General features: G+C 61.7%; 23 protein-coding genes and 1 pseudogene. 9 read left to right on the top strand and 15 right to left on the bottom strand.

Annotated elements, in window-relative coordinates; genetic code table 11:
• The first annotated feature begins 112 nt into the window (after nt 1-112).
• The 5 genes from Q8O35_RS03765 to Q8O35_RS03745 all read left to right on the top strand — a co-directional run bounded on the left by Q8O35_RS03765 (nt 113) and on the right by Q8O35_RS03745 (nt 5,650).
• Nucleotides 113-1,912: an aldehyde ferredoxin oxidoreductase family protein gene (locus tag Q8O35_RS03765; RefSeq protein WP_305570754.1), complete on the top strand. Its 1,800-nt coding sequence runs from the start codon at nt 113-115 to the stop codon at nt 1,910-1,912.
• On the top strand, nt 1,909-3,165 hold the full coding sequence (locus Q8O35_RS03760) for a class II aldolase/adducin family protein (protein ID WP_305570751.1): 1,257 nt from the start codon (nt 1,909-1,911) through the stop codon (nt 3,163-3,165). The genes Q8O35_RS03765 and Q8O35_RS03760 overlap by 4 nt, the downstream gene beginning before the upstream one ends.
• A gap of 87 nt (nt 3,166-3,252) precedes the next feature.
• On the top strand, nt 3,253-4,161 hold the full coding sequence (locus Q8O35_RS03755) for a DMT family transporter (protein WP_305570749.1): 909 nt from the start codon (nt 3,253-3,255) through the stop codon (nt 4,159-4,161).
• 2 nt (nt 4,162-4,163) lie between these two features.
• Nucleotides 4,164-4,910: a M48 family metallopeptidase gene (locus tag Q8O35_RS03750; RefSeq protein WP_305570747.1), complete on the top strand. Its 747-nt coding sequence runs from the start codon at nt 4,164-4,166 to the stop codon at nt 4,908-4,910.
• 158 nt (nt 4,911-5,068) lie between these two features.
• Entirely contained in the window at nt 5,069-5,650 is a 582-nt protein-coding gene (locus Q8O35_RS03745) for a rhodanese-like domain-containing protein (protein WP_305570745.1), read from the top strand.
• A 57-nt stretch (nt 5,651-5,707) separates the two neighbouring features.
• On the opposite strand, the gene Q8O35_RS03740 is transcribed toward Q8O35_RS03745, so the two are convergent.
• Nucleotides 5,708-6,556 (bottom strand): 1,4-dihydroxy-6-naphthoate synthase, encoded by an 849-nt coding sequence (locus tag Q8O35_RS03740; protein ID WP_305570743.1) that lies wholly within the window; start codon nt 6,554-6,556, stop codon nt 5,708-5,710.
• A gap of 155 nt (nt 6,557-6,711) precedes the next feature.
• On the opposite strand from Q8O35_RS03740, the gene Q8O35_RS03735 reads away from it, so the two are divergent.
• From Q8O35_RS03735 to Q8O35_RS03720, 4 genes and pseudogenes are all read left to right on the top strand, one after another.
• Nucleotides 6,712-7,398, top strand: a complete 687-nt coding sequence (locus Q8O35_RS03735) for a TetR/AcrR family transcriptional regulator (protein WP_305570741.1) — start codon at nt 6,712-6,714, stop codon at nt 7,396-7,398.
• Nucleotides 7,399-7,444: 46 nt separating this feature from the next.
• A pseudogene (gene mqnE / locus Q8O35_RS03730) lies at nt 7,445-8,491 on the top strand (aminofutalosine synthase MqnE); the annotation flags it as partial.
• A gap of 54 nt (nt 8,492-8,545) precedes the next feature.
• Nucleotides 8,546-9,634 (top strand): cyclic dehypoxanthinyl futalosine synthase, encoded by a 1,089-nt coding sequence (gene mqnC, locus Q8O35_RS03725; protein ID WP_371133091.1) that lies wholly within the window; start codon nt 8,546-8,548, stop codon nt 9,632-9,634.
• Nucleotides 9,634-10,479 (top strand): menaquinone biosynthetic enzyme MqnA/MqnD family protein, encoded by an 846-nt coding sequence (locus Q8O35_RS03720; RefSeq protein WP_305570739.1) that lies wholly within the window; start codon nt 9,634-9,636, stop codon nt 10,477-10,479. Before mqnC ends, Q8O35_RS03720 begins: the two co-directional genes overlap by 1 nt.
• Nucleotides 10,480-10,498: 19 nt before the next feature.
• On the opposite strand, the gene Q8O35_RS03715 is transcribed toward Q8O35_RS03720, so the two are convergent.
• The 14 genes from Q8O35_RS03715 to rplF all read right to left on the bottom strand — a co-directional run bounded on the left by Q8O35_RS03715 (nt 10,499) and on the right by rplF (nt 18,920).
• A complete protein-coding gene (locus Q8O35_RS03715) occupies nt 10,499-11,395 on the bottom strand; it encodes a selenium metabolism-associated LysR family transcriptional regulator (protein ID WP_305570737.1) in 897 nt (298 codons plus the stop codon).
• A gap of 123 nt (nt 11,396-11,518) precedes the next feature.
• Nucleotides 11,519-11,935, bottom strand: a complete 417-nt coding sequence (rplQ, locus tag Q8O35_RS03710) for a 50S ribosomal protein L17 (protein WP_305570735.1) — start codon at nt 11,933-11,935, stop codon at nt 11,519-11,521.
• A complete protein-coding gene (locus Q8O35_RS03705; protein ID WP_305570733.1) occupies nt 11,925-12,965 on the bottom strand; it encodes a DNA-directed RNA polymerase subunit alpha in 1,041 nt (346 codons plus the stop codon). Before Q8O35_RS03705 ends, rplQ begins: the two co-directional genes overlap by 11 nt.
• A 12-nt stretch (nt 12,966-12,977) precedes the next feature.
• Nucleotides 12,978-13,604 carry a 30S ribosomal protein S4 gene (gene rpsD, locus Q8O35_RS03700; RefSeq protein ID WP_305570731.1) on the bottom strand — a complete coding sequence of 209 codons (627 nt, stop codon included), beginning with the start codon at nt 13,602-13,604 and terminating at the stop codon, nt 12,978-12,980.
• A gap of 17 nt (nt 13,605-13,621) precedes the next feature.
• Entirely contained in the window at nt 13,622-14,008 is a 387-nt protein-coding gene (gene rpsK / locus Q8O35_RS03695; protein ID WP_305570729.1) for a 30S ribosomal protein S11, read from the bottom strand.
• Between the two features lie 103 nt (nt 14,009-14,111).
• On the bottom strand, nt 14,112-14,492 hold the full coding sequence (rpsM, locus tag Q8O35_RS03690) for a 30S ribosomal protein S13 (RefSeq protein ID WP_305570727.1): 381 nt from the start codon (nt 14,490-14,492) through the stop codon (nt 14,112-14,114).
• A gap of 18 nt (nt 14,493-14,510) precedes the next feature.
• Entirely contained in the window at nt 14,511-14,624 is a 114-nt protein-coding gene (gene rpmJ, locus Q8O35_RS03685; protein WP_089271614.1) for a 50S ribosomal protein L36, read from the bottom strand.
• Between the two features lie 135 nt (nt 14,625-14,759).
• Nucleotides 14,760-15,530, bottom strand: coding sequence for a type I methionyl aminopeptidase (gene map / locus Q8O35_RS03680; RefSeq protein ID WP_305570720.1), 771 nt, complete (start codon nt 15,528-15,530; stop codon nt 14,760-14,762).
• Nucleotides 15,531-16,850 (bottom strand): preprotein translocase subunit SecY, encoded by a 1,320-nt coding sequence (gene secY / locus Q8O35_RS03675; protein WP_305570718.1) that lies wholly within the window; start codon nt 16,848-16,850, stop codon nt 15,531-15,533.
• Nucleotides 16,851-16,856: 6 nt separating this feature from the next.
• The gene (gene rplO, locus Q8O35_RS03670) at nt 16,857-17,303 is read right to left on the bottom strand and encodes a 50S ribosomal protein L15 (RefSeq protein ID WP_305570716.1); all 447 of its coding nucleotides are present in this window, start codon (nt 17,301-17,303) and stop codon (nt 16,857-16,859) included.
• On the bottom strand, nt 17,300-17,473 hold the full coding sequence (rpmD, locus tag Q8O35_RS03665; protein ID WP_305570714.1) for a 50S ribosomal protein L30: 174 nt from the start codon (nt 17,471-17,473) through the stop codon (nt 17,300-17,302). The genes rplO and rpmD overlap by 4 nt, the downstream gene beginning before the upstream one ends.
• A gap of 32 nt (nt 17,474-17,505) precedes the next feature.
• Nucleotides 17,506-17,997 (bottom strand): 30S ribosomal protein S5, encoded by a 492-nt coding sequence (rpsE, locus tag Q8O35_RS03660; RefSeq protein WP_305570712.1) that lies wholly within the window; start codon nt 17,995-17,997, stop codon nt 17,506-17,508.
• Nucleotides 17,998-18,008: 11 nt separating this feature from the next.
• Nucleotides 18,009-18,368 carry a 50S ribosomal protein L18 gene (rplR, locus tag Q8O35_RS03655; protein WP_305570710.1) on the bottom strand — a complete coding sequence of 120 codons (360 nt, stop codon included), beginning with the start codon at nt 18,366-18,368 and terminating at the stop codon, nt 18,009-18,011.
• A gap of 12 nt (nt 18,369-18,380) precedes the next feature.
• Nucleotides 18,381-18,920 carry a 50S ribosomal protein L6 gene (gene rplF, locus Q8O35_RS03650; protein ID WP_305570707.1) on the bottom strand — a complete coding sequence of 180 codons (540 nt, stop codon included), beginning with the start codon at nt 18,918-18,920 and terminating at the stop codon, nt 18,381-18,383.
• Nucleotides 18,921-18,927: the final 7 nt, after the last annotated feature.

Genomic DNA, 18,927 nt, shown 5'->3' with positions numbered 1-18,927 from the left:
GTGTGCAAGGCGCGTTCGGGCCTTGCGATTCCTGGCGGCAGAGCATACTTCTTTCGGCCACGGGGTCAAGCCGCCAAAACCCCGCGCCATCTCCCGGAGGCAGGAAAAACGCATGACAGGCCAACTCTTTGGATGGACAGGCAGGTACCTGCGCGTCGACCTCTCCACCGGCGCGAGCGAAAACCTGCCTCTGCCTGAGGACATTCGCCAGACATTTCTCGGCGGGCGGGGCCTGGGCGGTTTTTTCCTGCGCGATTTCGCTACCCTGCCCTGCGATCATCCGGACATGCCGCTCATCATCGCCTCCGGCCCGCTAACCGGGACAAATTCGCCAGCAAGCAGCCGCTGCCACATTATGAGCCGCTCGCCCCTCACCGGAGCAATTGGCGATGCCAGCGTCGGCGGTCGCCTGGGCCTGGAACTCAAACACGCAGGCTATGACGCCCTGGTCGTCACCGGGCAAGCGAATACGCCCTGCGGCATCGAAATTGACGACCACGAGGTGCGTTTCACTGACGCCACCAACCTCACGGGCCTCCCCACGCCCGATGTCTTCGCCAAGCTGCGCGCGCACCGGCCCACGGGCTGCATCGCGACCACCGGGCCAGCGGCCGAAAACGGCTGCCGCTTCGCCAGCATCATGGTGGACACCTACCACAGCGCGGCGCGCTGCGGCCTGGGCCTGGTGGCTGGCCTCAAGAACCTCAAGTACATCGCCGTGCGCGGAACCGGGGCGACCCAAGTGGCCGACCCGGCAGGTCTGGCTGCTGCGGTGGAGGATATTGAACGCCTGGCCAACGCCTCTCCGGCGCTCATGGGCCAACACGGCTTTGCGCGCTATGGCACCGGCAGCCTTTACGACCTCATGGACTCCCGGCGCATGATGCCCACGGACAATTTCGCGCGCACGCACTTTCCTCCTGCCCCGGGAATAAACGCCTACGCCTATGCCCAGCGGTACCACCCGGTGCGCCGTGGCTGCCCAGGCTGCCTTGTGCAGTGCAAAGGCCTTTCTGGCGATGGCCGCCCCTTGCCGGAATACGAGGCCATGAGCCACTTCACAGCGCTCATCGGCAATGAGATGATCGAGCTGGCCATGCGCGCCACGGATTTTTGCGCCTGCCTGGGCCTGGATCCCGTGAGCGCTGCCTCGACCCTGGCCTGCCACCGGGAGCGCACCGGCGAAGACTACGGCCCGGACCGGGTGCTGGCACTGCTGCTGGGCATGGCCACAAGCCAAGGCCCAGAGGCCGAGCTTGGCCGGGAGCTTGGTCAAGGCGCTGCGAGCTACGCCGCCAGCCACGGACGCCCTGACCTGGCCATGAGCGTGAAGGGTTTGGACCTGCCCGCCTATGACCCGCGCGGGGCCTACGGCCTTGCCCTGTCCTACGCGGTGAGCACCCAGGGCGGCAGCCATCTACGCGCCAACCCCCTCAGCCACGAGGTGCTGCGCAAACCCGTGGCCACGGACCGTTTCAGCTTTTCCGGCAAGGCGCGCAGCATCAAAAGCGCAGAGGACATGCTGGCCGCAGCCGACTCCCTGCCCATCTGCCGGCACCTGCTGCTGGCCGCCAGCCTGGAGGAATACGCCAAAGCCTTTGCCGCGGTGACGGGTCTTCCTGCAACTGCGGGCGACCTGCTGCTGGCCGGAGAGCGCATCTGCATGCAAGAGCGTTTGTTGAACGCGCAGAACGGCTTCACAGCCAAGGACGACGACCTGCCGCAGCGCTTCTTCACCGAATCCGGCAGCGGCGCGCCGGACCTGCCGGTGCCGCCCATTCCTCGCCAGGACTTCCTCGCTGCGCGCGCGGCCTACTACCGCATCCGGGGATTGGACCTAAACGGCCTGCCCACGCGGGACACGGTCCAGCGCCTGGGCCTGCCCTGGCCAAAACAATGGGAGCGGGCATGAACGACCAACTTGCGAAATACGCCGCGAAACTGGCGGACGCCGGGTTGTGCGCACCAGGGGAGCCGCTGCTTGCAGCCCTGGACGCCGAGCTTTCCTTCAACCACGCGGGCGACCCGCGCCAGTCTCTGGCCGTGGAGGTGCTCCTTGGCCTGGGGGCCAGCGCCCTGCTCCTGGCCGAGCCCATCGGGGCGTGCCAGGCCACGATGTACGCTCTGGCGCGAGAAGCGCTGGAACAGGGCGAGGCCGCCGTCATCCCCGGAGACTGCGAGACGCGCACCTTTTTGCACGACCTGCCCGTGGTGAACGGCCTCGACACCGCGTTGATCCTTCAGGCCCTGCGCCGCCGCAAGGGCTGCATCATTTTGCACCAGGGCCGGGCGCTCATGGCCGCAGCCGGGTCCGTGAGCCCGGAGCAGACCTTCGTCACCGCCAGTTCCATGGCCTTTGCCTGCTTCGTGGCCTACTTCGCCAAACATCTGCGCGATGCGCGCGCCGGGCAGATAACCAGCGCGCGCCGGGCGGAGTTCGCAGCCATCCGCGCCCTGCTGGATGCGGACATGGCCCGCTTGCCGCAAACCGCGCCGGAGCTTCTGTCCGGTCCCTTCGCCAATGCCGACCAGGCGCGGGCCGCCATGATCCAGGCCGGGCGCGCCGTGGTGGAGCACGGGCTGGTGGACTCGTCCTTTGGCAACGTGTCGTGCAGGCAATCAACAACTGGCGGCGAGCTTCTGCTCATCAGCCAGACAGGCAGCGCCCTTGACGAGCTGGGCGGCGTCATCGACCCCTGCCGCATGGATGGAACCTCCTGCGTGGGCCTCACGGCCTCCAGCGAGCTCACCGCGCACAAGGCCATCTACGACGGCGGACCGGCCAAAACCATCCTGCACGGGCACCCACGCTTCGCAGTTATACTCTCCATGGACTGCGAAAAGCTCGACTGCCCCGGCCTGGGCAACTGCCACCGGGCCTGCGCCACGCCCCGCGCCGTGAATGGCGATCCGGGCGGACTGCACATCCCCATTGTGCCGGGCGAGGTGGGCACCGGCCCGTTTGGCCTGTGCAACACCCTGCCTCCGGCGCTGACATCTGGAGGGGGCCAGCGCGGGGTCATCGTTTACGGACACGGGCTCTTCACCACCGGAGCTGTGGACTTCCGCGACGCCTTCGCCACGTTGCTGGAGGTGGAGCGCTTTTGCCGGGATGAGTATTTCCGCCGCGTGGCGGGGTTGGATCAACAAAACGACGCGGGCTGATCAATTATTGTGACTTCACTTCCGCTGCTGCTGGTGCTACCCCTGCCTTCCCGCCACCACTCGACGGGCTAACCAGGGGTTTCAAACATGACCGAAGAACGCCGCGCCGCGCTTTTGCCCATCCTGGCGCTCACGGCGGCCAGCATCCTCTGGGCCAGCGCGTTCATCGCCTTCAAGCTGGCCTTCCAGGCCTACGACACCATGTTCGTGGTCTTCGCGCGCATGCTGGTGGCTTGCGTCTGCTTCATCCCCCTGTACCCGCGCTTCCGCTCCCAGCCCTACCGCAAGGGCGACTGGAAACCCATCGCGCTCATGGGCCTGTGCGAACCCGGCCTGTATTTTCTCTTCGAGACCGCAGCCATCAAGAACACAGAGGCGGCCCAAGCGGGTATGATCGTGGCCATGCTGCCCCTGCTGGTGGCCGTGGGCGCTCATTTCATCCTCAAGGAACGCGTCAGCCTGCGCACCTGGGCCGGGTTCGTGGTGGCCGTCATCGGCGCGGCCATGCTTTCGCTCATGTCCACGGCAACGGAGAACGCGCCCAACCCGACCCTGGGCAACTTCCTGGAGTTCCTGGCCATGATCTGCGCCATGGGTTACACCATCCTGCTCAAACAGCTCTCCGCACGCTACTCGCCAATGTTTCTGACCTTTACCCAGGCTGTGTTCGGCGGCTTCTTTTTCCTGCCGCTGATGTTTCTGCCCGGCCAGAGCCTGCCCACGGAGTTTGTGCTCATCCCGGCCCTGTCCATCATCTACCTGGGCGCGGCAAGCACCTTTGGGGCCTATGGCCTGTACAGCTATGGCGTGAGCAAGATCCCCGCCAGCCAGGCCTCGGCCTTCGTGAACCTCATTCCCGTTGTCACCGTGATCATGGCCCGCCTGGTGCTGGACGAAGTGTTCAGCCTGGGTCAGTATCTGGCATCGGCCCTGGTGCTGGGCGGCGTGCTCTTGAGCCAGGACCGCAAGCCCAGGAAGGCCCCGGCCAAGGCCTGAACATGCTCGGTTTTCTGAAGCACAAGCCAGCCGCGCCCACACAGGTTAACCTCGTGCTTGGTGAGGAGCGCATAGCTGTTGCGGTGGAGTTCGACCGCTTCCGCACCCTGCGCATCTCCATCCGGCGCGACGGGACCGTGCGCGTGCGCGCCCCCAAAGGCGCTAGCCTCACCTTCGTCCACGAGCATCTGCAGGCCAAAGCCCCTTGGATTGAGCTGCACCTGGCGCGCTTCCGCGACCGGAGACAGGCAGCGCCCCCCCTGCACTACGTCAACGGCGAGGCCCACCCGTTCTTGGGTCAACGCTACACCCTTCTCGTCCGTCAGGAAGGGCGCAACTCCGTGCGTCTGGCCGGGGATGGCCTGCTGGTGACCACCCGCTCTGAGCCTAAGCCGGAGACTGTGCGCAAATTGTTGGACGCCTGGCACCTTGATCAGGCCCGTGAGGTGTTCACCAAGGTCATCCGCGAGCTTCTGCCGCGCATGGACGCCCACGGCGCACCCAGGCCGCAACGGCTCAAGATCCGGGCCATGACCAGCCGCTGGGGCAGCTGCTCCCGTGCGGGCTGCATCAACCTGAACCGGCACCTCATCAAGGCTCCGCTTCCGTGCATCGAATTCGTGGCCGCCCACGAGCTGTGTCACCTGCGGCACCATGGTCATAACGCGCAATTCTATGCCCTGCTCACAGCAGTGATGCCAGACTGGCGTGAGCGCAAGAAGCTCCTGGCCGACCAGCCCGTCTCCTAACCACATCCACACCTGGAGCAGGAATCTGCTGCCAGCTGGCGGGATGCATCAATTACGCTCATCCTCCGGCTAAACTTGCCTTCATCAGAGCCTCTCTGTATTTTATGGATATAAAGGGCAGCATGCTCCACCGTCGCACCAAACTCAGGAGGATATCCATGTTCCAGCGCATAGTGTTTCAGCTCGCCTGCGCCCTGGTCTTGTGCCTTGGCCTTGCTGCCGCCGCCCTGGCTGCGGAACCTCCACAGGACCAGCGCAAGCACACGGCTCTCGGAAAATACGTCACTGCAGCCGAAGCATACGATCTTTGGCAAAAGGGCGGCGGCAAGGTCGCCATCGTGGATGTGAGAACACCTGAGGAATACGAATTCGTCGGCCACCCGCCCATGTCGCCCAATATTCCTGCGCAGCTCCGGCTAGGCGGGCCAGGCGCCGGGAAGCAGGACATGCCCCTGGCGGACAACCCGGCCTTCGTGGACCTCATGAAGCAGCGTTTCAAGCCCGGCGACGCCATTGTGATCATGTGCCGCTCCGGTTACCGCAGCGCCTTGGCCGCCCGCAAACTCATCGCCGCCGGCTTCACCAACGTCTACAACATGGTGGATGGTTTCGAGGGAGACACGGTGGCGGACAAGGCCAGCAAGGACTTTGGCAAGCGCAGCCTGAACGGCTGGCGCAACTCCAACCTGCCGTGGACCAACGACCTGGATGCAAAGCTGATCTACCAGCCCAAGAAATAAGCTTGCGCCTACGGAGCCGGACGCGCTGGTGGGGCTTCCCCCTGCTCCGGCCCGGCGCTACAGCCCGGCATCCGCCTTCAGGTACACGTCTTGCGGCAAACCGCCCGCGCCCCTTCTGGCCTCGGCCATGAGCGCCAGCCCGGCGGCCTCGCCTTCCGGCCCGATGTCCAGACTGGCATCAGTGACAAAGGTTTCGATGTGCCGAGCGATGACGCCTGGATCCATCTCCTGCGCGTGTTCGCGGATGTAGCCCGCGCTGGCCTCCGGGTGCTGGCGCGCATAAAGCAGGCTGGCGCGGATGCCCTGGTTGACGGCTCGCGCCAGATCCAAACCATGGGAGCGCCGCATGACGATGCAGCCCAGCGGAATAGGCAGGCCGCGATCCTGCTCCCACCAGGCGCCCAAATCCAGCAGACGGGAAAGCCCCTGCTCCGCATAGGTGAAGCGGCCCTCGTGGATGACCACGCCCGCGGCGCAGGCACCGGAAATAACGGCGGGCATGACCTCGTCATAAACCATTTCCGCAACCTGCGGCGATATGCCGCGCTCCCGGCAGAGCAATCCGAAAATGAGATTGGCCGTAGTGCGGCTGCCTGGTATGGCCACGGTCTGATCGTCCAGAGCCTCAAGGCGAGTGCCCCCCCTGCTCACCAGGATCGGCCCAACGCCACGGCCAAGGGCTCCCCCCGAGCGCAAGATGCGGTACTCGTCCAGCACGTCGGCAGCGGCGGCAACAGAAACCTTGCAGACATCCGGCGCATGCTTGGCGGCGGATTCGTTCAGGCGCTCCACATCAGCCAGGGTGATGTCGAACTCCACCCCAGGCACGCGTACCAATCCGTTCGCCAGGGCGTGAAAGATGAAGGTGTCATTGGGGCAAGGCGAAAAATTCAGGGACAGACGCATGGCAAACCTCCGAGACACTTGAACTTCCAGCACAGACGGATGCGATTGGCGTACGAGGGCGGTTGACAGGAAATGACCGCAAGCATACGAATGACCACCCGGTCATTTCTCCGGGCAATGTACCCGGCCAAAGCCGGAGAGGCAAGCTCCAAGCAATGGATATCCCGCGCTCAACCTTCGACAACCTGGACCCGCAGAAGCGTGGCCGAGTGCTTGAGGAATCCTTGCATGAGTTCGCGGAGCATGGCTACCATCAAGCCAGCGTGAACCGCATCGTGGGGCGGCTCGGTATCGCCAAGGGGTCGCTTTTCCAGTACTTCGGGACCAAAGAAGGCCTATTCCGACACCTATTCGCCCGCGCGCTCGACGAGATCAAGACCCCATTGAAAGCCATCCGCGACGCGGACAGCGCAGAGCCCTTCCCGGTGCGCCTGCGCCGCGTGTTCGTGGCCGGCGCTGCCTTTGCCCGCTCGCATCCGCTCATCTGGCGGGTGTACCGGCGCATGGTCACCCAGGACGACTTCCCCCTGCGGGCGCTGTTGCTTTCGCAAGTACGCGACGAAGCTCTGACGTATTTCCGCGAACTGGTGGAGGGCGGGCAGGCCCGTGGCGAACTGCGGCCCGACGTTGACCCGCAGGCCGCCAGCTTTCTCATCGAGGCGGCCCTGGACCGGGCCTTGACCGCCCAGGATTCGCCCCTTTTGGACGCAGGCTTCGGTCTGAGCCACGACGACGAAACAACCCGCCAAGCGCGCCTTTCGGTCTTGGCGGACATCTTGAGCCAGGGCTTGCTGCTGGCTCCCCGAGGATACTCCGATGACAACAGAAACATTAATAATTGACGAGAAACGCTTCGCCGCCTTAGGGCTGACCGACATAGCCCGGAAGGTCGCGTCGGGACAACGCCTGAGCATCGAGGATGGCCGAAGGCTCTACCAATGCCCGGACGTCACCGCCGTGGGGGCTCTGGCGCACTTTCGGCGCACCCAGCTGCACGGCGACCGCGCCTTTTTCGTGGTGAATCGGCACATCAACTACACCAACGTCTGCGTCAACGGCTGCGCCTTCTGCGCCTACCAGCGCACCAAGGGCGAGGAAGGCGGCTTCGAGCTGTCCATCGCCGATGCGGTGGAGCGTTTACAAAACGCCCCCCTGCCCCCGCGCGAGGTGCACATCGTGGGCGGCTGCCATCCGGACCTGCGGCTATCATTCTTCGTGGATCTGCTGCGCGCCGTGCAAAAGTCCCTTCCCGACGCGACGCTCAAATGCTTCACCGCTGTTGAGATCGCCCACTTCGCCAGCCTGGAAGGCATCAGCACCCGCGAGGTGCTGCAAAGTCTCAAGGACGCCGGACTGGCCATGCTGCCAGGCGGCGGGGCGGAAATCTTCGAGCCCAGCGTGCGCCGCCGCATCTGCCCAAAAAAATCCACGGCAGAGGAATGGCTACGCATCCACGGGGAAGCCCACCAACTGGGGCTCGCCACCAATTGCACCATGCTCTTCGGCCATCTTGAGAACATCGACGACCGGCTGAACCATCTGGACGCCCTGCGCCGACAGCAAGACCTGTCCCGACAGCATGGGAGCGACGGGTTCACCTGCTTCATCCCCCTGCCCTTCCAGACGGAGAACAACGCCATCAAGGTGGAGCAGCCCCTCACCGGCGTGGACGAACTCAAGACCATCGCCATCAGCCGCCTGATGTTGGACAACATCCCGCACATCAAGGCCTACTGGGTAATGCTCACCGTGAAGCAGGCCCAGGCCGCCCTGTTCTTCGGGGCCGACGACCTGGACGGCACGGTGGTGGAGGAGAAGATCGGGCACATGGCCGGGGCCACCAGCGAGCAAGGGCTCACCAAAAGCCAGTTGGAGGCCATGATACGCGGCCTGGGCCTGACGCCTGTGGAGCGCGACGCACGCTTCAACCCCATAAATGTGGCGAAGCCAGCGCCCAAAGCCTGGACCGACGCGCCCTCCTCCGCCACCTTGCAGGGGCTGCTGGACGCCGCCGCCGCCGGGGCGAGGCTGGACTTCGACACCGCCCGCGTCCTGTACCGGCATGCCGAACTGCACGCGCTGGGGCACGCCGCGCACAAGGTTCGCCTGCGCAAACACCCCAAGCCAATGGTGACGTACGTGGTTGACCGGAACATCAACTACAGCAATGTCTGCGTGTGCGCCTGCCGCTTCTGCGCCTATTATCGCGCTCCGGGAGACAAGGACTGCTTCGTGCTTTCCTTTGAAGAGATCGGTAAAAAAATCGAGGAGACCCTGGCCCTGGGGGGCACCCAAATCCTCATGCAGGGCGGACACCACCCGGACCTGCCGCTTTCATGGTATGAGGACATGCTGACCTTCATCAAGGACAACTACCCCATCCACGTACACGCGTTCTCACCGCCGGAGATAGCCCATTTCGCCCAACTGAGCGGTTTGAGCACCGTCCAGGTCATCACCAGGCTGAAGGCTGCGGGCCTGGACTCCATACCCGGCGGCGGCGCGGAGATCCTGGTGGACAGCGTGCGCGCCAAGGTTTCGCCCAACAAATGCCAGGCCGGGCAGTGGCTCGGCATCATGGAGGAGGCCCACGCGCTGGGCTTGCGCACCACGGCCACCATGATGTTCGGCCACGAGGAGTCCGAGGATGACCGCTTGCGGCATCTGTTCAGCGTGCGCGAAAGCCAGGACCGCACCCATGGTTTCACTGCCTTCATCCCCTGGACCTTCCAGCCGGAGAACACGAACATCAGCGCCCGGCCTCTGACCAGCGCGGAATACCTACGCATGCTGGCTCTCGCGCGGCTGGTGCTGGACAACGTGGAGAATGTGCAAGTCTCCTGGGTCACCATGGGACCAAAAATCGCACAGTTGGCGTTGTATTTTGGTGGCAACGACTTCGGCTCAACCATGATTGAGGAGAACGTGGTGCGCGCGGCAGGAGTCAGCTTCCGGCTCTCGCGGCAGGAGATTGACACCCTTGTGCACGCGGCAGGCTTTGAGCCCAAACAGCGGCGTATGAACTACGCTCTTGTGACCCAGGATGGCGAGACTGATGCAGCTGAGGGCCTTGCCTGATGCACGGCACGCCTTCCCCCATCCGCCTGGGCCGCATCGGCTACCTGAACGTGCTGCCCCTGCACTATCCGCTTGAGCAGGGCATCCTTAAGGGCGACTTCGAACTCGTTTCCGGCCCGCCTGCAGAGCTGAACATTCTCATGGACCGTGGCCGCCTGGACCTCTCAGGCTGCTCATGCATAGAGTATGCGCGCCACCCGGATAAGTACTTTGTGGTGCCGGACCTGGCCATCGGGAGCCGGGGCCCGGTTCAGAGCGTGCTGCTGCTCTGCCGCACAAGACCAGAAGACCTGGACGGCAAGACCATTCTGGTGAGCGCACAGACCCATACCTCCGCCGCCCTGGTGGATCTGCTTTTGCGCCAGCACATCGGCGTCAAACCAAGCTACCGCACGGGAGACGCCACGGCCATACTGGAAAATGGCGATCGCCCCGAGGCCATCCTCTGCATCGGGGACGAGGCGCTCAACCTGCGTAGGCACCCAGACTACCCGCACCGCATGGATCTGGGTGAGTCGTGGCGGGAATGGACAGGCATGCCCTTCATCTTCGGGCTATGGATAGCCAACCGCGAGGCCGTGCGAACGCGCCGGTCCGAGGTGGTGGCCGGAGCCAAGCTTCTCATCGAGGCCAAGAAATGGGGGCAGGGACATCTGGGCAGGATTTCTGCCGTGGCGGCCAAGGGCAGCATTCTTACCGAAGCGGAGATGCGCTCGTATTTCGCTGGGTTGGTGTATGATCTTGGGGAGAAGGAGCTTGCAGGCCTGCGGCTGTTCTATGAGCGTCTGGCGAAGGCGGGAGTGATTCCCGCCCCGCCAGAGCTATGCTTCCTATCACTGGAATAAAATGACAGAAGTTCGAGACCTAGCCCTTGGTCGCGTTGCGCACGTGTTCGATGAACAGGCTGGCTGCGGGCAACAGATCGCGGCCCTGGCGCTGAATAAGGTAGAACGAGCGCTCCAGCTTCTGGGCCATAACATCAAGCACGACAAGTTCGCCGCGGTCTAGATACGGCTGCGCTGCAAGCTTTGAAACCACGCTGACTCCCAGGCCTGAGCGAACGCATTGGATGGCCGCTTCGGTGCTCTCCACCCACAAACTCACCTTAAGGTCGTTGATGGCGATGCCCGCGCCCTTCAGCAGGGTCTCCAAAAACCGTCTCGTGCCCGATCCGCGCTCACGAAGTATCCAGGGCCAGACGCGCAGATCGCGTAGAGTCTTGGGTTCAGAGCGGCCCTCCATGAGGCAAGGCGCGGCCAACATGACCAGCTCGTCGCGATGCAAAGGGTAGGATGCGATGCCCTGCTGCTCCGGCTGCGACCCCACTATGCCGAGTTCTAGCCGGCCCTGACCAACTTGGCGAATGATGGAGTCAGTGTCGCCAATAGTCATATGCACGCGCAACGATGGGTATAGGCCGAGAAAGGCTTTGAGCAGCGTCGGAAGGATGTAGTTCGCTGGAATGGTGCTGCCACCCAGAAGCAGATCGCCTACCACCATATCGCGCAGCAAGCCAATTTCTGAGTTGATGCGCCCAACCTGTTGAAAGACCTGCTTGGCGCCCCGGTAAAGAACCTCGCCAGCCTGCGTGGGAAGAACCGTGCGACCCAAACGGTCAAAGAGTGGTACGCCGAGCTCCTCCTCCAGATTCGCAACATGCGCGCTGATGGTTGGCTGGGAAAGCTGGAGCTCCAGCCCGGCCTTGGAAAAACTTTTCAATTCGTAGACCTTGCAAAAGGCCTCTAGTTTTCGAAAATCCATCCGGCACCTCCGATCTCAAAGCCTTCTACCATCGAATATACCTATAGCGCAAGCCAAAAAAAAGGACGGCGAACCGTCCTTTTCATAAAATGAATACTTTCTTAATGGCGCATGAGTCGAGGCTTATTCAGCAGCCTTTTCCTCGGCCTTGGGAGCGGCGGTTTCCACAGCGGCCTTCTCGGCCAGCTTGGTCAGCTCGAAGATGACCATGGGAGCGGAGTCGCCAATGCGTGGCTGGGAAAGCCTCACGATACGGGTGTACCCGCCCATGCCGCCGACGTAGCGGGGACCGACAACGTCGAACAGGTGCTTAACCATCTGGTGGTTGCCCAGCACCTTGAAGGCCTGCCGACGAGCGGGCAGATCGTTCTTCAGAGCCAGGGTGATCAGACCGTCGACCACGCTCCGCAGTTCCTTGGCCTTGGCCTCGGTGGTGCGGATGGTTTCGTAGGTCATGACGGCCCGGGCCATGTTCTTGAACATGGCGCTACGGTGAGAGCTATTGCGATTGAGCTTGCGCCCGGACTTGTTATGCCTCATTTCTTTCTTTCCTCTTGAGCAATTCCTGGAATTTTTTCTCCACGACCTCGTCGGTCATGCCAAAGCGCAGGTCCATGCTCTCCAGAACGCGGCGGATCTCATCCAGGGACTTGCGGCCAAAGTTCTTGGTCTTGAGCATGGCGCCCTCGGTGCGCTGAACCAACTCGCCCACATAGGCGATATTGGCCGCCTTGAGGCAGTTGGTGGCGCGCACAGACAGCTCAAGCTCGTCAATGCTCTTGAGCAGATTGGGATTCAGGTCCATGTCGAGGTCAGCGCTCTTCTTCTTGTCCGAGGACTGCTCGTCGAAGTTGATGAAAACGCTGAGCTGGTCCTTGAGGATCTTGGCGCTGTAAGCCACCGCGTCCTCGGGGGACAGGGACCCGTCGGTCCAGACCTCAAGCAGGAGCTTGTCATAATTGGTCATTTGGCCGACGCGGGCCTGCTCAACCATGTAGGCCACCTTGCGCACCGGGGCGAAGCTGGCGTCCAGGGTGATGAGCCCGATCTCGTCTTCCAAGCCCTCATGCATCTCGGAGGGCACGTAGCCCTTGCCCATGCGAATCTCAAGCTCCATACGCAGCTCGCGGTCCTCAGAGAGGGTGGCGATGAGCTGATCAGGATTCAGGACGCGCACGTTCTGGTTTTCCTTGATGTTGGCGGCGGTCACCGGGCCTTTCTTCTTGGCTTCCAGCACGAGCCTCTGCGGCTCGACGCTGGTCATGGCCAGGCGGACCTGCTTGAGATTGAGGACTATCTCGGTGACATCCTCAAGCACGCCCTTGACCGTGGTGAACTCGTGCTGAACGCCTTCGATGCGGACAGCGACAATGGCCGCGCCCTGCAACGAAGACAGCAGCACGCGCCGGAGCGAGTTGCCGATGGTGGTGGCAAATCCGCGCTCCAGGGGCTCGCACACGAATTTCCCATACATGTCGTTAGACTTGGGATCGCGCGCGAGCTGTTCCGGCCTCACCAGCTCGGACCAGTTGCGTGTATTGATAAGCTTGTCGCCGTTTTGAATAAGCATGTCTACACCTGCTTATTTGGAGTACAGTTCGACGATGAGCTGCTCATTGATCGGGAACTGGATGTCTTCCCGGGTCGGCAGAGCCTTCACAACGCCTTTGAAAGCGGCGCCGTCGCTCTCGAGCCAGGAGGGGCAGCCACGGCGGGCAATAACTTCCTGTGCCTCGGTGATGACAGGAACCTTGCGGCTCTTCTCGCGCACCTCAACGACGTCGTTGGGGCGGATGAGCAGAGACGGAATGTTCACCTTGTGACCGTTCAGAGTGAACAGGCCGTGACGCACCAGCTGGCGGGCCTGGTCGCGCGAATTGGCGAAGCCCAAGCGGTAGATCACGTTGTCCAGACGACGCTCAAGCAGAATCAGCAGGTTGGCGCCGGTGACGCCCTTCTGATCCTCAGCGCGCTTGAAGTAGTTGCGGAACTGACCTTCAAGGATGCCGTACATGCGGCGCACGCGCTGCTTTTCACGCAGCTGCACGGCGTAGTCGGTAAGCTTCTTGCGGAGCTTGCCGGCAAAGCCGGGAGCGTAGGGACGACGCTCATAGGCGCACTTATCGGTGAAGCAACGGTCGCCTTTCAGAAAAAGCTTCTGGCCTTCGCGGCGACAGAGCCTGCATTTCGCTTCGGTGTAACGAGCCAAGTTGTTCCTCCTTGGTCTTAGACGCGACGGCGCTTGGGAGGCCGGCAGCCGTTGTGCGGGATGGGGGTCACGTCGCGGATGAAGCTGACCTTAAAACCCACGTTGTTGATGGCACGCATGGCAGCCTCACGACCGGAGCCGGGGCCTTTGACAAAGATGCCGACCAAACGCATGCCGCAATCCTGGGCCTTGCGTGCGGCGGTCTCCGCGGCGATCTGCGCGGCGAAAGGCGTGCTCTTGCGAGAGCCCTTGAAGGAAGCGCCAGCGCTACCCCAGCTCACCACATTGCCCTTCAGGTCGGTGAAGGTGATGATGGTATTGTTGAAGCTGGCATGCACGTGAGCCAAGCCCACGGGTATGCTCTTCTTCTCTTTCTTTTTCCCTGTGCGACGGGGTTTAGCCATGTCTGTCCTCGCTTCGCCCGCAGGCGATCATATCATTCGGAAAAGCACGGACACCATGATTGCTCATGGCGTCCGAGATTCATTCCCCGAAGAGACCCCCCACCTATTTGGCGGGAGACTTCTTCTTGCCCATCACGGTGCGGCGCGGTCCCTTACGGGTACGCGCATTGGTGTGGCTGCGCTGACCACGCACGGGCAAGCCCTTGCGGTGCCGGAGGCCACGGTAGCAGCCAATGTCCATCAGGCGCTTGATGTTCTGCGTCACGTCGCGACGCAGGTCACCTTCGACCTTGTGGTTGGCCTCGATCTCCACGCGAATGAGGTTAACTTCCTCATTGGAGAGACCGTCGGTATTCTTGGTCCAATCGATTCCGACTGTGTCGAGAATCGAAAGCGCTGTCGTACGGCCAATGCCGAAAATATACGTCAGCGCGATGTCCAGCCGCTTGTTTCTGGGCAGATCAACGCCTGCAATGCGAGCCACTCTTGTACCCCTCTCTGATTAACCCTGGCGCTGCTTGTGCCGGGGATCCTCGCAGATAACCCGCAAAACGCCGCGCCGACGGATGATTTTGCACTTGGGACACATCTTCTTCACGGAAGGCCGTACTTTCATGCCCTACTCCACTTTGCTCGGCTCCTCACGTAAAGGTGCCGTTCTACACAGTATGCTTGGCCTGAGGCCGAGCGTTAACGACCATTCTTAAGACGGAGGAAAATATATGCCTTGTTCAAAGAACGCAAGCTTTTTCTAGTCGCTTACCGTTAAAATAACCGGACCGTCATGAGTCACTGCCACCGTATGTTCAAAATGGGCGGCAAGTTTACGGTCCTTGGTCACTGCGGTCCAGCGATCCTCCATAATATCCACATCATAACTGCCCTCGGTGATCATCGGCTCTATGGCCAGGCACATGCCAGGCTTGAGCGTCACACCGGCAAGCCCGCGGGGAACGAAGTTCGGAATTTCTGGCTTCTCGTGCAGCTTGACACCAATGCCATGCCCAACGAACCTCCTAACCACTCCAAACCCGGCCTCTTCACAGTGATGCTGTATTGCAGCAGACACATCGTAGAGGTTTGCCCCGCTGCGCACCTGGGCTATGCCCAGGTCCAGCGAATCCTTCGTCACATCCATAAGGCGCTGCGCAACAGGACTTACAACTCCCACAGCAAACGTCCTCGCGGAGTCACCGTGGAAACCCTGATACACAACCCCCATATCAATGCTCACTATGTCCCCCTCCTTGAGAATGCGCTCGGTGGCGGGGAACCCGTGCACGATCACCTCGTTCACGGAACAGCAGATTGCGTATTCAAAGCCAAGGTAGCCTAAAAAAGCAGGCTTGACCTTGTACTCATCGCACATTCTGCGCGCAATGTCTTCAAAGAGCATGGTCGGCACGCCGGGTTTAACGGCTTTGCCTATTTCATCCAAGATGCGGGACACGATACGCCCGGCCTCGCGCATGAGGCCAAGCTCCTTCTCGTTCTTGAGAAAGATGCCGCGCGCCTTTTTCAACTACTGCCTGCCCTTGATGCGGGCCTTGCCACCGCCCATCAGACCTTCGTACTGACGGGAGATGAGATAAGACTCGATTTTACCCATGAAGTCCATGGCAACGCCAACCACGATAAGCAAGCTCGTGCCGCCAAAGTAGAAGGGAATGTTGAACTGGCTGATGAGCAGCATGGGCAAAACACAGATCACCGACATATAGATGCCGCCCCACAAAGTGATGCGCGCAAGAACTCTGTCGATGTATTCCCGGGTTTTGGCCCCGGGGCGTATGCCAGGAATGAACCCGCCCTGCTTCTGGATGTTCTCAGAGATACCCTTGGGATCAAAGAGAATAGCCGTGTAGAAGTAGGCGAAGAACAAGATGAGGCCAATGAAAGCGACATTGTAAATAATCGACGAAGGTGTCATGTATTGAGAGATCTTCTGAAGCCACTCAACACTGGAGAAGTTCGCCAGCGTAGCAGGGAAGAGCAGAATGCTCGATGCGAAGATCGGGGGAATGACGCCTGCGACGTTGACGCGCAAGGGAAGGTGCGTGGTCTGGCCGCCGACCATCTTACGACCAAGCATTCGCTTCGCGTAATGGATGGGGATACGGCGCTGACCGCGCTCCACGTAGACAATGAAGACCAGCACGGCGCCCATGAGCGCCAGGATGACCAGGAGCATGATGAGCGAAAGCTCGCCTGCGCCGACCAACTGGAAGGTGTTCATCAGGGCTGAGGGCAGCCCAGCAACAATACCTGCGAAGATGATCATAGAGATGCCGTTGCCGATGCCCTTTTGGGTCATCTGCTCACCCAGCCACATGAGAAACACGGTGCCTGCGGTCAATGTGACCATAGTCACCAAGCGGAAGCCCCATCCCCCGAAGAGGACCAGCGACTGTCCTGTTGGACTCGACATGCTCTCAAGGCCCACGGCAACGCCAAAGCCCTGAATGCAGGTGATGAGTACCGTGCCGTAGCGCGTATACTGGGTGATTTTCTTACGGCCCTCCGCGCCCTCCTCCTTGCTCAACCGCTTAAGCTCGGGGCTCACGACGGTAAGAAGCTGGAGGATAATGGACGCGGAGATATAGGGCATGATGCCCAGTGCGAAAATAGACAGTTTTTTCAAGCCACCGCCGGAGAACATATCAAACAGGCCGAACAGGGTGTTCGAAGCGCTGTTGAAGAACTCCGTCAGAGCATGGCTGTCCACGCCCGGCACCGGGATATGGATCCCGAGGCGGTACACGGCCAGAAGAACGAAGGTCCAGAGGAGCTTTTTCTTCAGCTCGGGCAGGCGGGCGAGATTTTCAACACCGGAGAGCGCCACGGTTGGTTAACCTTCCAGAGCCTTGACGGTTCCGCCAGCCTTGGTGATCTTCTCCGCAGCAGCAACGCTGAAACGGTGAGCCTCCACGCTGACTTTGACGGCCACTTCACCACGGGAAAGGATCTTCAGCGGTGAGCCTGGCTTGCACAGGCCGCGCTTGTAGATGTCCTCAAGGGTGATTTCAGTGGCGTCTGGAAAGGCCGCCAGCAGGTGGTCGAGGTTAATGGCCTCGTACACCACGCGGTGCGGGTTCTTGAAGCCGCGCTTGGGCAAACGGCGGGCCAGAGGCATCTGGCCGCCTTCGAACCAAGCCGGACGACCGCCGCCGGAGCGGGAGTTCTGTCCTTTATTGCCACGACCGGAGGTGCAGCCTGAGCCGGAGCCGGGGCCACGGCCAACGCGCTTGCGCTGAGCATACTCTTCCGGGAAGGGATACAGATCGTGCAGTCTCATGACTTAGTAACCTCAACCAGGTGCTTCACTTTCTCAACCATGCCCGCAACAGAAGGGGCTTCCTCAAACGTCTTTTCCTGCCGGATGCGCTTGAGGCCCAGAGCGTCCAGCGTTTTGCGCTGGGTGGGCGAACAACCGATGCGGCTGCGGAGGAGTTTAATCGTAACCACGGCAAACCTCGTATATGAACCCGGTGAGGGGTCTACTTCCTGGGGGTGGACAGCGTCTTGCCGCGCACTTCGGACACGCTCTCTGCGCTGCGCAGGGAGGCAAGTCCGCACATGGTGGCGCGCAAAACGTTGTGCGGGTTGCACGTGCCGATGGCCTTGGTCAGGATGTCGTGGACACCCACGGCCTCCATGACCGCGCGCACCGGGCCGCCGGCAATGATGCCGGTACCGCGGCTGGCGGGCTTCAGCATGACGCGCCCGGCGCCGAAGCGGCCGAGAACCTCATAAGGCAGGGTGCCGTCGAGCACGGGCACGGTGATCATGTCCTTGCGGGCGCGATCAGTAGCCTTGCGAATGGCCTCGGGCACTTCATTGGCTTTTCCAAGGCCGTAACCGACCTTGCCTTTCCCGTCACCCACGACGACCAGGCAGCTGAAGCTGAACCTGCGGCCGCCTTTGACGACCTTGGCCACGCGGTTCAAGTACACGATCTTTTCGATGAAACCGGAATCGTTCTGTTCCATGTCAACCCACCCTAGAATTTGAGGCCGCCCTCGCGGGCGCCGTCAGCAAGGGCCTTGATACGGCCGTGGTAGATGTAGCCGTTGCGGTCAAAGACCACGGCCTCGATGTTCTTGGCTTTGGCCTTCTCGGCAATATCCTTGCCGACAATGGCCGCACCCTCGCGATTGGCGCGAGCCGTCTGTCCCGCACGGGCCAGAACGAGAGTGGAAGAACTCACCAGAGTGGCGCCAGTCTCGTCGTCCACGAGTTGGGCGTAGATGTGAAGGTTGGAGCGGAAAACCACCAGACGGGGCTTCTGCTCTGTGCCATTCACCTTTTTGCGGATGCGCAGCTTTCTGCGAGCCCGCGCTTGTTCTTTGGTCTTCTTCATAGCCGCACTCCGCTATTTTTTAGAACCGGACTTGCCGGCCTTACGCCTGATGTGTTCTTCCGCGTACTTGATGCCCTTGCCCTTATACGGCTCGGGCGGGCGCACACGACGGATCTGTGCGGCCACTTCGCCCAAAAGCTGCTTGTCGATGCCGGTCAAGTTCAGCTTAACGCCTTCAACCGCCGCATCGATGCCCTGTGGCAAGGGAAACTCCACCGGGTGCGAAAAGCCCACGGTGAGAACCACTTTCTTGCCCTGGACCGCGACCTTGTAACCAACGCCGATGACCTCAAGGGTCTTCTGGAAGCCCTTGGTGACTCCCTCAATGCAGTTGGACAGCAGGGTGCGGCGCAGACCGTGCTGGCTGCAAGCCACACGGGAGTCGTCCACGCGATTGACCGTGACCTCGGAGCCTTCCACCACATAGGTGACGCTCGGATGCACGGGGGTGGACAAGGAACCCTTGGGGCCCTTGATCTGCACGGCGTCAGCGCCGACTTTCACCTCCACCCCGGCAGGGATGGGAACAGGTTTTTTCCCGATTCGAGACATGACTGAC

The sequence above is a fragment of the Humidesulfovibrio sp. genome (genome assembly GCF_030689645.1).
GTDB lineage: Bacteria > Desulfobacterota > Desulfovibrionia > Desulfovibrionales > Desulfovibrionaceae > Humidesulfovibrio.
This window is presented reverse-complemented; position numbering and strand designations above follow the sequence as displayed.

Bases quoted from the DNA above. Each gene is read 5' to 3' on its own strand.
- Q8O35_RS03765 (WP_305570754.1), top strand. From the start codon at position 113: ATGACAGGCCAACTCTTTGGATGGACAGGCAGGTACCTGCGCGTCGAC.
- Q8O35_RS03760 (WP_305570751.1), top strand. From the start codon at position 1,909: ATGAACGACCAACTTGCGAAATACGCCGCGAAACTGGCGGACGCCGGG.
- Q8O35_RS03755 (WP_305570749.1), top strand. From the start codon at position 3,253: ATGACCGAAGAACGCCGCGCCGCGCTTTTGCCCATCCTGGCGCTCACG.
- Q8O35_RS03720 (WP_305570739.1), top strand. From the start codon at position 9,634: ATGCACGGCACGCCTTCCCCCATCCGCCTGGGCCGCATCGGCTACCTG.
- rplO (WP_305570716.1), bottom strand. From the start codon at position 17,303: ATGAGACTGCACGATCTGTATCCCTTCCCGGAAGAGTATGCTCAGCGC.
- Q8O35_RS03740 (WP_305570743.1), bottom strand. From the start codon at position 6,556: ATGCGTCTGTCCCTGAATTTTTCGCCTTGCCCCAATGACACCTTCATC.
- rpsK (WP_305570729.1), bottom strand. From the start codon at position 14,008: ATGGCTAAACCCCGTCGCACAGGGAAAAAGAAAGAGAAGAAGAGCATA.
- rpmJ (WP_089271614.1), bottom strand. From the start codon at position 14,624: ATGAAAGTACGGCCTTCCGTGAAGAAGATGTGTCCCAAGTGCAAAATC.
- Q8O35_RS03705 (WP_305570733.1), bottom strand. From the start codon at position 12,965: ATGCTTATTCAAAACGGCGACAAGCTTATCAATACACGCAACTGGTCC.
- Q8O35_RS03745 (WP_305570745.1), top strand. From the start codon at position 5,069: ATGTTCCAGCGCATAGTGTTTCAGCTCGCCTGCGCCCTGGTCTTGTGC.
- rplQ (WP_305570735.1), bottom strand. From the start codon at position 11,935: ATGAGGCATAACAAGTCCGGGCGCAAGCTCAATCGCAATAGCTCTCAC.
- rplF (WP_305570707.1), bottom strand. From the start codon at position 18,920: ATGTCTCGAATCGGGAAAAAACCTGTTCCCATCCCTGCCGGGGTGGAG.
- rpsE (WP_305570712.1), bottom strand. From the start codon at position 17,997: ATGGAACAGAACGATTCCGGTTTCATCGAAAAGATCGTGTACTTGAAC.
- Q8O35_RS03735 (WP_305570741.1), top strand. From the start codon at position 6,712: ATGGATATCCCGCGCTCAACCTTCGACAACCTGGACCCGCAGAAGCGT.
- rplR (WP_305570710.1), bottom strand. From the start codon at position 18,368: ATGAAGAAGACCAAAGAACAAGCGCGGGCTCGCAGAAAGCTGCGCATC.
- Q8O35_RS03750 (WP_305570747.1), top strand. From the start codon at position 4,164: ATGCTCGGTTTTCTGAAGCACAAGCCAGCCGCGCCCACACAGGTTAAC.
- Q8O35_RS03715 (WP_305570737.1), bottom strand. From the start codon at position 11,395: ATGGATTTTCGAAAACTAGAGGCCTTTTGCAAGGTCTACGAATTGAAA.